11 protein-coding genes and 1 riboswitch are annotated in these 10,471 nt (G+C 62.1%); of the genes, 4 read left to right on the top strand and 7 right to left on the bottom strand.

Annotation, left to right across the window (positions count from 1 at the left end; genetic code table 11):
- Positions 1-89 precede the first annotated feature (89 nt).
- The 6 genes from CMG77_RS00265 to thiD all read right to left on the bottom strand — a co-directional run bounded on the left by CMG77_RS00265 (position 90) and on the right by thiD (position 6,238).
- Entirely contained in the window at positions 90-668 is a 579-nt protein-coding gene (locus CMG77_RS00265; protein WP_286806845.1) for a YqiA/YcfP family alpha/beta fold hydrolase, read from the bottom strand.
- Positions 669-684: 16 nt separating this feature from the next.
- Positions 685-1,467 (bottom strand): 3',5'-cyclic-AMP phosphodiesterase, encoded by a 783-nt coding sequence (cpdA, locus tag CMG77_RS00260; RefSeq protein ID WP_286806844.1) that lies wholly within the window; start codon positions 1,465-1,467, stop codon positions 685-687.
- 162 nt (positions 1,468-1,629) lie between these two features.
- Entirely contained in the window at positions 1,630-2,082 is a 453-nt protein-coding gene (locus CMG77_RS00255; RefSeq protein WP_286806843.1) for a DUF1249 domain-containing protein, read from the bottom strand.
- Between the two features lie 179 nt (positions 2,083-2,261).
- Entirely contained in the window at positions 2,262-2,879 is a 618-nt protein-coding gene (locus CMG77_RS00250; RefSeq protein ID WP_286806842.1) for an NUDIX domain-containing protein, read from the bottom strand.
- Between the two features lie 558 nt (positions 2,880-3,437).
- Entirely contained in the window at positions 3,438-5,333 is a 1,896-nt protein-coding gene (gene thiC, locus CMG77_RS00245) for a phosphomethylpyrimidine synthase ThiC (RefSeq protein WP_286806841.1), read from the bottom strand.
- Positions 5,330-6,238, bottom strand: a complete 909-nt coding sequence (gene thiD, locus CMG77_RS00240) for a bifunctional hydroxymethylpyrimidine kinase/phosphomethylpyrimidine kinase (protein ID WP_286806840.1) — start codon at positions 6,236-6,238, stop codon at positions 5,330-5,332. Before thiD ends, thiC begins: the two co-directional genes overlap by 4 nt.
- Before the next feature lie 84 nt (positions 6,239-6,322).
- Positions 6,323-6,422: riboswitch (TPP riboswitch) on the bottom strand.
- Between the two features lie 200 nt (positions 6,423-6,622).
- On the opposite strand from thiD, the gene CMG77_RS00235 reads away from it, so the two are divergent.
- Genes CMG77_RS00235 through CMG77_RS00225 form a run of 3 tightly spaced genes read left to right on the top strand, consistent with a single transcriptional unit; the run spans position 6,623 to position 9,266 of the window.
- The gene (locus CMG77_RS00235; protein WP_286806838.1) at positions 6,623-8,002 is read left to right on the top strand and encodes a TolC family outer membrane protein; all 1,380 of its coding nucleotides are present in this window, start codon (positions 6,623-6,625) and stop codon (positions 8,000-8,002) included.
- A gap of 3 nt (positions 8,003-8,005) precedes the next feature.
- Positions 8,006-8,926, top strand: coding sequence for a hydroxymethylglutaryl-CoA lyase (locus tag CMG77_RS00230; RefSeq protein ID WP_286806837.1), 921 nt, complete (start codon positions 8,006-8,008; stop codon positions 8,924-8,926).
- A gap of 40 nt (positions 8,927-8,966) precedes the next feature.
- Positions 8,967-9,266: a DUF2288 domain-containing protein gene (locus tag CMG77_RS00225; RefSeq protein ID WP_286806835.1), complete on the top strand. Its 300-nt coding sequence runs from the start codon at positions 8,967-8,969 to the stop codon at positions 9,264-9,266.
- A gap of 130 nt (positions 9,267-9,396) precedes the next feature.
- On the opposite strand, the gene smrA is transcribed toward CMG77_RS00225, so the two are convergent.
- The gene (gene smrA / locus CMG77_RS00220) at positions 9,397-9,990 is read right to left on the bottom strand and encodes a DNA endonuclease SmrA (protein ID WP_123638302.1); all 594 of its coding nucleotides are present in this window, start codon (positions 9,988-9,990) and stop codon (positions 9,397-9,399) included.
- 98 nt (positions 9,991-10,088) lie between these two features.
- On the opposite strand from smrA, the gene CMG77_RS00215 reads away from it, so the two are divergent.
- On the top strand, positions 10,089-10,471 hold a 383-nt coding region (locus tag CMG77_RS00215; RefSeq protein ID WP_286903385.1), incomplete at its 3' end, for a hypothetical protein.

Here is a 10,471-nt window from a genome sequence, read left to right as displayed (position 1 = left end):
GGGTAGTTCGGAGGTTGCGTAGGGCGGAGGTTGCTTAGGGCGTATAAGCGCAGCGCATCCGCCGTTACCCAAACCTCTGCCATCCGCCGTTACCGCCCTTCCAGAAACGCCATCGCTTCGGGGATATACCGCTCAAAGCCCTGAAAACCGTGGTCGCCGCCGGGCTCGATCGTCTGCCTCGCGCCCTGGTATTTGGCCACCGCCTGTCGATAATCCAGGGTTTCATCCCCGGTCTGAACCAACAGCCACAGATTCTCGGGGTGGTTCAGCGGCTCGACCTCATAGGCCCGGATTTCATCCACATGGTGGGCGCTCAGGCGGTAGGTATCATCGGTGTGATAGCCCTTGAGGTCAACCTCCAGATAATCCGGCATGAACTGCCAGGGGCTGACCGCCGGGTTGATCAGTACCGCTCGGGCGCTGTATCGCTCGGCCAGCCAGGTGGCCCAGAAGCCGCCCAGGGAGCTGCCCATCAGGTACAGGGGGCCATTGGTATCGGCCAGGTTCGCCAGCTGCTCGGCCGCCAGGCGGGGATAAGGGGACAAGTGCGGACAACGGTAGTCGATGTCGGGGCGATGCTCGGCCAGCCACGCCTTCATTTGCCACGCCTTGAAGGAGGCCGGCGAGCTGAGAAAACCATGGATATAAATCAGACGAGGCGCGGACAAGCCCAAATCGCCACCATCAATAGCCAGCCGACTGATAGTCGATCTGGTACTTCTGGTCCTCTACCCGGGATACCCCGGTGTCCAGGCGGCCATCGTCGTGCAGGTCAAACCAGCGGTAACCGGGCATGGCCCGATCCACGGCAAACGACTCACTGCCCGGTTTAAACTGGATACAAGTGGCGGGTGTGGCAAACAGCTGCACCCCGTTGCGCTCGCCGTGATAGAACTGGTGCACATGCCCCCAGGAGACACCTTTCACCTGCGGGTGCGCATCAATGATGGCGAAGAAATCATCGGCATTCTTGAGGATGTATTCATCAATCCAGCGACTGCCTACCGGCACGGGTTGGTGGTGCAGCATGACGAGGGTTGGACGAGGGCCGTTACTGGCGAGTGTCTGGGACAGGAAATCCAGCTCGCTCTCCGCCAGGTGGCCGTATACCTGCCCCGGCACGGCGGAATCGAGCAGAACCACCAACCACTCCCCGATACTCATAACCCGAGACTCAGGCACAAAGTCGCTTTCCAGCTGGGCCATGATGGCCGCCGAATCGTGGTTGCCGGGCAACCATCCCAGAGGGACCGAAAAGTGTTTGCGAACCGTGGTCACAAAGCGACCGTAGCACTCTTCATGGGCATCGCTGGCAATGTCGCCGGTACACACCATGGCATCCACGGCCGTCTGCTCCCGGGCTACCAGGCGCAATACATCGTCCAGGCTCTGGTCGGTGTTCAACCCTAATAGTGAGGGGTCAGACAGCGGGCCCAAGTGGCAGTCGGTAATTTGAATCAGGCGCACGAACGTCTCGATAATCCGGTTGATTCTGCTTCTGGCCAGAGGACGGAGGTAGATTGAAGCGCCGTCGAATGGCCGAAGTTTTTTCGAGAATAACCACAAGTGGGAGGCGGTGCAAGACGCATGCGACCGGTGTCGGAACATTTATCAGAAAAATGTGATCTTCTACCAGACCGTTTCCAGAGAGTGCCCCTTCTCCAGACATAAGCCCAGCCATTCCCCCAGAAACCGGTTCAACTGGGCTTTTTCGTCCTGGTGATACATGGCCTGGTTGGGGTACTCGTAGCGCGGCTGCAACCGGCGATGCCGCTCCCAGGCCAGAACCTCCGCCAGCTCGGCATCCTGGTAGAGGCGGACCGTCAATTGCGGCGCGCGCAACCACTCCGCTCCCGGCTCATCCGCCTGGACCTGACTCAACTGGACGGTCGTGGTGTAGCGGGAGCACTCGATGACCGTCACGCGTGTCTGCCAGTGCCGCTCGCCGCTGACCACCGCGAACTGCCACTGCGCACCCGGCGTGAGCGAGTCCTCGGGCAACAGCTTGCGCAGACGCCAGTAGTTGGCCTCGCACTCCGCCAGCTGGCGCGACAGGTTCACTTTGTAACGGCTTTTGACCATGCTCGGTCGGTCTCCGAGTGAGTTTGAGTTTCCTGGTACGGCCCTCCCGACACCCACAATAAAAGCCTCTGGAGCGCACCGCTGAGAGGCGATGCACCCTGACACAATCATGGGTGGGGCAGTGGGTCGGCAACCCGGCCGCAAAGGACCTGGAACCCAGTCTACCAGAGTTTGCCGATTCAGCCTTGCTTCAGCCGGGCGTGGTTGAGCTGCAACCACTGCAGACACAGCAATACCGCGGCGCTGTTAAAGCGTCCATCATACAGGTGGGCGAACACCTCCGAAGCGGCCAGAACGTGGACCTTGATGTCTTCGTGCTCTTCGTCCAGCCCGTGAATACCACCAGCCTGACTGAGATCCGCCAGGCCGCAGAGGATGTGCATTTTTTCATCGCTGCCACCGGGGCTGGGCAGGTAGTTGGCGATATATTCCATATGGTAGGGCTCAACACCGGCTTCCTCGACGGATTCCCGACGGGCAACATCTTCGCAGGTTTCGCCGTCTTCGATCATGCCGGCAACAATTTCCATGCACCAGGGCCCGCCGGGTTCGGCCAGGGCCCCCGCGCGGAACTGTTCGATGAGGCCGACAGTGTCGTGTTTGGGGTCGTAGAGCAGGACCCCGACGGCGGGGCCACGCAGGAACAGCTCCCGGGAGAGCTCTCCGGTCCAGCCGCCCTGAAATAATCGGTGTTTGAGGGTGACTTTGTCGACCCGGAAGAAGTCTTTGTAGAGGGTTTCCCGCTGGGTGATCTGGACGTCGTCACGGGTGAAAGGGGGTTTTTGCCAGTGGGTCATGGTGGGCCTTTGAAGCTGGTGTTGGGCACTTTGTAGTTTGGGCGGCCCCGCCATCAGGTGGTCTGTTTCGGAAACGCGATGAATCCATCCATGGAGCTCCCTCGCTTCATCCCTGAAGCGAGGGTTCCAAAACAGACCACCTGACACCGGGTCCTTCGAGGTATATTCAGCCCCCTATACTACGTAGCCCGATACCATTCGGCCACCTTTTGATGGGGTGTAGGGGTTCGGAACGGCGGATGCGCCTTCGGCTTATCCGCCCTACACGACCTGCCGAGTTACCCGTAGGGCGGGATAAGGGCGTAGCCCGCATCCGCCGTTACCAAAACGTGAAGCAGCGTAGGGCGGACCGGTCCGACACATCGGAGCCGTAGGCGCATCCGCCGCTCCCATAACGTGACGCCACCACGGAGGGCGCGATGTCAGGTGGGTTGTTTCGGAACCCTCGCTTCAGGGATGAAGCGAGGGAGCTATAGGGACATATTCATCGCGGTTCCGAAACAACCCACCTGATAGCGCGCCCGGACCTTCTGGAGGATCCCGACTCAATCGTGGGAATCAAACCTTCTGATACAACTCCGCGCCCTGCTCGCGAAACTCCCGGGCTTTGGCCTGCATCTCGGCCTCCACATCCACCATGCGGACAGCCTCCTCGACCACCTCATTGCCCTGAGCCGCGGCGTAATCCCGCACCTCCTGGGAGATTTTCATGGAACAGAACTTGGGCCCGCACATGGAACAGAAGTGGGCCACCTTGGCCGACTCCTTGGGGAGGGTTTCGTCGTGGAAAGCGCGGGCGGTATCCGGGTCCAGGCCCAGGTTGAACTGATCTTCCCAGCGGAACTCGAAGCGCGCCTTGGACAGGGCATTGTCGCGCAGTTGCGCTCCCGGATGACCCTTGGCCAGGTCCGCCGCGTGGGCGGCGATTTTGTAAGTGATGATGCCGGTTTTGACGTCGTCCTTGTTGGGCAGCCCGAGGTGCTCTTTCGGGGTGACGTAACAGAGCATGGCGCAGCCGTACCAGCCGATCATGGCGGCGCCGATGCCCGAAGTGATGTGGTCGTAGCCCGGCGCGATGTCGGTGGTCAGCGGGCCAAGTGTATAGAACGGGGCTTCGCCGCAGACCTCGATCTGCTTGTCCATGTTTTCCTTGATCATCTGCATGGGCACATGGCCGGGGCCCTCCACCATCACCTGCACGTCGTGCTCCCAGGCGCGGTGGGTCAACTCGCCCAGGGTTTCGAGCTCGCCGAACTGGGCTTCGTCGTTGGCGTCGGCCACCGAGCCGGGGCGCAGGCCATCGCCCAGGGAGAAGGCGACGTCGTAGGCCTTCATGATTTCGCAGATGTCGTCGAAGTGGGTGTACAGGAAGTTTTCCTGATGGTGGGCCAGGCACCACTTGGCCATGATTGAGCCGCCGCGGGAAACGATGCCGGTCACCCGCTTGGCGGTCAGCGGCACATAGCGCAGGAGCACACCGGCGTGAATGGTGAAGTAATCCACACCCTGCTCCGCCTGCTCGATCAGGGTGTCCCGGAACACCTCCCAGGTCAGATCCTCGGCCACCCCATCGACTTTTTCCAGGGCCTGATAGATCGGCACCGTGCCAATGGGCACCGGGGCGTTGCGCAAGATCCACTCGCGGGTTTCGTGAATGTGTTTACCGGTGGACAGGTCCATCACGGTGTCCGCGCCCCAGCGGGTGCCCCAGGTGAGTTTGGCCACTTCCTCCTCGATGGAAGATCCCAGCGCGGAGTTGCCGATGTTGCCGTTGATCTTCACCAGAAAATTGCGCCCGATGATCATCGGCTCGGATTCCGGATGGTTGATATTGCAGGGAATGATCGCCCGACCCCGGGCCACTTCCGAGCGCACAAACTCCGGGGTGATCTCATCGGGAATGGCCGCACCAAAGGCCTCCCCGGGATGCTGTACCTCGCCCCGCTCCCGCGCCTGGGCCAGTGCCATATTCTCCCGGATGGCAATGTACTCCATCTCCGGGGTGATGATACCGCGGCGGGCGTAGTGCATCTGGGTGACATTCGCGCCAGCCTTGGCACGACGGGGCGGCCGGTGCAGATCAAAGCGCAGCGCTTCAAGCTCGGGATCATTCAGGCGCGCCTGGGTGTAGCGGGCACTGGCCTGCTCGAGCACCTCGGTATCGCCGCGCTCTTCGATCCACAGGCTGCGCAGTCCCGGCAGACCACGGCGCAGATCAATCTGTGCCTGGGGGTCCGAGTAGGGGCCGGAGGTATCGTAGACCCGTACGCTCGGATTGGCTTCCCCACCAAACTCCGTGGCGGTCTGGCTCAACGCAATTTCCCGCATGGGTACCCGCAAATCCGGGCGGGAGCCCTGGACGTACACTTTGCTGGAACCGGGGAGCGGCGCGACAGAATGGGGGTCCACCTGGGCCGAGCGGCTTAGCGGCGAAGGGTTGGCGGTATGACTCATAGCAGAGGTTCTCCGTGAAGGTGACTGGAAGATACAGAGCGCGGCACCGGGCCAGATGGGGCGCTGCGGGGGTCGACCAGAGGCGCAACGCCGTGATTCAGCGGGCCCGAACCCCGGCCAAGCCGCCAGTCGGCGGCGCTGACCAGCGCCCGGTGCACGTAATCTTTGGCGGCCCGAACCGAATCGGTCAGGCTGAGCCCCGAAGCCAGGTAGGCGGTAATGGCCGCCGACAGGGTGCAGCCCGAGCCGTGGGAATTGCGCGTGTCGATCCGGGGGCGGCTGAACACTTCCGAAAAGTCCGGGCCCAGCAACAGATCCTGCGCCAGCGGCCCGCTGCCGTGCCCACCCTTGAGCAGCACCGCTTTGGTGCCCAGCGCCAATAGCCGCTCGGCCTGGCGCCAGAGGCCGGCAGGGTCCGAGGCCAGAGGCTCGTTCAGCAGAGCGGCCGCTTCCATCAGGTTGGGGGTCAACAGGTCAGTGCGAGGCAGCAACTCCTCACGCAGGGTGGCTTCGGCGTCCCGGTCCAGCAGGCGGTCACCACTGGTGGCCACTATTACCGGATCGACTATCAGCGGCGTGTCGGCGCAATGCGCCAACGCCGTCACCACCGCTCGAAGCGTGGCGGCGTCGGCCAGCATGCCGGTTTTGATGGCTCGCACCGAAAAATCACTCAGCACTGAATCCAATTGCGCGGTGACGAACGTCGAAGGAACTGAGTGCACCGATTGCACGCCGAGGGTGTTCTGCGCGGTCAGCGCAGTCAGCGCGCTGCAACCGTACACACCGAGCGCGGCGAAGGTTTTCAGGTCGGCCTGAATACCCGCGCCACCGCCGCTGTCGCTACCGGCAATGGTCAGTGCCACCGCGGGTGCGGCGGGTCTGGATGGGTTCAAAAAGTCGTTCACGCGTTCCACTCCCGAAGACAGTGGCGCGGGAAACGTCAGCTATAAGCCATGAGGAGATAGAACAATGGTGGCAGGCACCAGAGAGGCTGTTGCGCTTTCGTTCCCTACGCCGGTATTAACCGGATCAGGTTCTACGGGTAAGATCTCAGCCAGCCTTTCAAGGCGGGCACCCCGACGAATGCGCCACAGTCTAGGCGAGTCATCCAGCGCTGTAAAGCGAGCGTATCCTCGGCGCCCGATGACAAACCCGGCTTACACGTTTTACCCTTTTTTACAACTTCATTCATGCACAGGCTCGACCTGCCGCAGCCGAGTGAGTAAACTCGCAGACTGCCTACCATTCGACGGTGCCCCAACTCTGGATTGCAACGGACAGGAACTCACATGAAAACAACCCGATCCCTCTGGTTTCTCGGTCTGATGGCCCTGGTGCCCTTTACGGCCAGCGCCAACTCGCTGTTGGACATTTATGAACTGGCGCTGGAAAACGACGCGCAGTTGAAAGCCGACGAAGCCGCCTACGAGGCGGGACTGGAAAACCGAACCCTCGGCCGCTCCGGCCTGTTGCCGCAGATTGATGCCCGGGTGTATTACACCGACAGCAGTCAGGACGCCACCGATAACACGGAAAATGTCACACGGGAGACCGAACGCGAGAGTTCCGGCTGGGAAATTTCCCTGAGTCAGCCGCTGTTCAACATGGCGGCGTGGTACAACTACCAGCGCGGCGGTACCCTGAGCGAGCTGGCCGAGGTGCAGTTTGGCGCCGATCAGCAGGCGCTGATCGTTCGGGCTGCCGAAGCCTATTTCAACGTTCTGCGCGCAGCGGACAACCTGGAAACCGCCCGTGCCGAAGAGAAGGCCCTGGAGCAACAGCTCGAGCAGACCCGTCAGCGCTACGAAGTGGGGCTGACCGCCATCACCGAAGTCCATGAAGCCCAGTCTGTGTACGACAGTGCAGCCGCCGCAGCTCTGCAGGCGCAGGGTGACCTGGGCATTGCCTATGAAGCGCTGGAAGTATTGACCGGCCGACCGCACGATGCGATTGCCCCCCTGTCAGACGACTTCCCGGTGGTGCGCCCGACGCCCTCCGACCGGCACGAATGGGTCGAATTTGCCCTGAAAAACAATTACGATCTCAAGGCCGCCCAGCTCAATACCCGGGCCTCAGAGCAGACCGCCAAGGCCGCCAAGTCACAGCACCTGCCCACCCTGGGCGCCTCGGCGACCTACAGTGATACTGCTAACGAGGGTTCCCAGTACTTCGGGGGTGCAGTTTTTGATAGCGACGATGACTCAGAGGGAACTAGCATCACGCTTAGCCTGAACGTACCGCTGTATTCCGGCGGCCGCACCTCCGCCGAGCGTCGCCAGGCCAGCTCTCAGTACCTGCAGGCTCGCGCCGAGCAGAACCGCGCCGAACGCACCGTGATCCAGTCGGCCCGCGCCCTGCACCTGTCGGTAGAAACCGGCGTGGCCCAGGTCAAGGCCCGCCAGCAGGCCATTGTTTCCGCCCAGAGTGCCCTGGAAGCCACCCAGTCCGGCTATGAAGTGGGTACCCGGAATCTGGTGGAAGTACTGCTTGCCCAGCGCGCGGTGTACCAGGCCGAACGCGATTACCAGAACGCGCTGTACGACTACATCATCAACAGCTTTGAGCTGCGTCAGGTCGCCGGCATGTTGACCCCCGCCGATGTACAGCAGATCGACCGCTCTCTGAGCCACGCGGAAATGCTGCGGCGCAGCGATTTCGACATCAACTGATCCGTGGTTGAGCAACACCCCCAACGCCCCACGCGGGTCCGGCTGATCGAAGTCGGCCCGCGTGACGGTCTGCAGAACGAAACCCACCCCGTCCCGCTCACCGCCAAACACCAACTCCTTGAGGATCTGGCGGACGCCGGGCTCGACTATCTGGAAGCCGGCAGCTTCGTTCATCCCCAGCGGGTACCGCAGATGGCGGACAGCGATGCGCTGTTCCAGGCCATGAACCGCCGTCCGGGCGTCACCTACGCCGCCCTCACCCCCAACATGAAAGGCCTGGAGCGGGCACTGGCCGTCGGCGCTGATGAAGTGGCCCTGTTTGCCGCCGCCTCGGAAACCTTCAGCCAGAAGAACATCAACTGTTCCATCGCCGAGAGCCTGGGGCGGTTCGCGCCGGTAATTGCCGCCGCCACCAACGCGGGCCTCCCGGTGCGCGGCTACATTTCCTGTGTGCTGGGCTGCCCCTATGAGGGCGCCGTTACCCCCGGTGCCGTACTGACACTGACGCGAGAGCTACTGGCCATGGGCTGTCGGGAAGTCTCCCTGGGCGACACCATCGGTGTCGGCACCGCGGGCGATACCGAGCGGCTTCTGGCGCACCTGCTTCCGGAAGTCGGGCCGGAACGACTGGCCGTGCACTTTCACGACACCTACGGTCAAGCGCTGGCCAATATTCTGGTGGCGCTGAATGCCGGTATTGCCACCATCGACAGCGCCGTGGCCGGCCTGGGCGGCTGCCCATTCGCACCGGGGGCCGCCGGGAATGTGGCCACCGAGGATGTGGTCTACCTGCTCAACGGCCTGGGTATCGAGCACGGCGTGGACCTGGACAAGCTCATCCTGGCCGGAGAGCGCATCTGTTCCGTGCTGGAACGGGACAACGCCTCCCGCGCGGCCCGCGCCTATCGCAACCGTCGCACCTGACGGTTTTGTCTGAACCGACTGATCAAGACCCCCTTACATTATGACTGACGATTCTTTACCTCTGGAAGCGACCCTGAATCTGGAAACGGCCACCATCCCCTGGCGAGAGCTACAGCGTTTTTTCGCCGCCGGTCGGGCCATTGCGGTGGCCCCGGAGCTGGATCTGGTAAAAGTGGGCGCGGAGCTGTCCCGGGATAATGCCGATCAGTTCAAGGCCTGGATGGAGGAAGGCAAGGTGGATGCGGTCAGCGACACCCAGGCGCAGGCATGGTTTGAGGCCGATGCCGAGGTTTGGGCTCTGGTGATCAAGCCTTATGTTTTGGTGCAGGGACACGAGTAGTCACGCCCGGCAATTTGGGTAACGGCGGATGCGGGCTCCGCCCTTATCCGCCCTACGGGTGGCTCCGAGGTCTGCGTAGGGCGGATAAGCGAAGCGCATCCGCCGTTACCCCGGCCAACCAGGCACCCAACTAACCCCGACGCTTGTGTTGGCGCTCCCAATTTTCTTGGCGTTTTCGTTCGCTCTTGCGCAGGAGAATATACGTTGCCCCACTGCCGCCGTGTTGGGGCTGGGCCGAGTGCATCGCCAATACCTCGTGCATCTGGGGCAACCAGTGCGCGACGCAGCTTTTCAGCAGCGCCGGGGTTTCCCGGCCCACGCCCTTGCCGTGAGTGATCAGCCCGCAGCGAATATCCTGGGCCATGCAATCCTGCACAAACTGAAACACCGCCCGCCGTGACTCCTCCACCGTCATCCGGTGTAGGTCCAGACGGGCATCCACCGTGTATTTACCCAAGCGCAAATTCCGATACACCCCGTTCTGCACACCGTCACGCTTGAACGCCAGGTGATCGTGCGGGTCGACCGGAGGCACGTAATCCCCGGACAGGAAGTTACTCTCCGCCCCCACCACTTCGCGCACCGCCATCTCCCGGCGTTGCGCCAGGGTTTCGGCCGGTGCGTCCGACTTGTTCAGAGGGACTTTGGGCTCACTCTTGATCGGGCGCACATCGCGCATTTCCCGCTCAAACAGTGCCCACTCGTCACGTTCATCACTGCTCATAACCATTTCTCACTCTAATACACCGCGAGCTGATCACCAGCGCCGCACTGTGGCGCCTGCTACACTGTCTATAAACGACCTCGGACCCTGACAAGATCATGCTCAGTCGCTTCTCGCTGGCGCTACTCACCTTGTTGTTGACCGCACTGCTGGCGTTTGCCTGGGCACTGTTGCTGTTCTACACCAGCCCCTCGCTTCGCCCGGAGAATGTGGACTGGCCCCGCACCCTGCGGGACCTCAGCCTGTGCCTGGCCGCTTTTCTTCTGTTTGCCACGGCGGCGTACCTTCCAGTGCGTCGCACCATCGTCAGTAAACTCACCATCGGCTTCGGGCTTAACTTTGTCGGTGTCTGGCAGGCCCTGATCAACGACCTGGTGGAACCACAATGGTGGCCGGCCGAAGCCATCAGCTTCCTGTGCATTCCGGTCGGTCTGCTGATAGCGGCCCTCGGGTTGTATCAGCTCGGACGCGCCTATCGTAT

The organism is Marinimicrobium sp., assembly GCF_002695945.1.
Taxonomy (GTDB): Bacteria; Pseudomonadota; Gammaproteobacteria; order Pseudomonadales; family Cellvibrionaceae; genus Marinimicrobium; species Marinimicrobium koreense.
This window is presented reverse-complemented; position numbering and strand designations above follow the sequence as displayed.

What these genes read in the sequence shown, in the direction of transcription:
- smrA (WP_123638302.1), bottom strand. Translation starts at nt 9,990, where the DNA reads ATGAGCAGTGATGAACGTGACGAGTGGGCACTGTTTGAGCGGGAAATG.
- CMG77_RS00235 (WP_286806838.1), top strand. Translation starts at nt 6,623, where the DNA reads ATGAAAACAACCCGATCCCTCTGGTTTCTCGGTCTGATGGCCCTGGTG.
- CMG77_RS00255 (WP_286806843.1), bottom strand. Translation starts at nt 2,082, where the DNA reads ATGGTCAAAAGCCGTTACAAAGTGAACCTGTCGCGCCAGCTGGCGGAG.
- CMG77_RS00250 (WP_286806842.1), bottom strand. Translation starts at nt 2,879, where the DNA reads ATGACCCACTGGCAAAAACCCCCTTTCACCCGTGACGACGTCCAGATC.
- CMG77_RS00225 (WP_286806835.1), top strand. Translation starts at nt 8,967, where the DNA reads ATGACTGACGATTCTTTACCTCTGGAAGCGACCCTGAATCTGGAAACG.
- thiC (WP_286806841.1), bottom strand. Translation starts at nt 5,333, where the DNA reads ATGAGTCATACCGCCAACCCTTCGCCGCTAAGCCGCTCGGCCCAGGTG.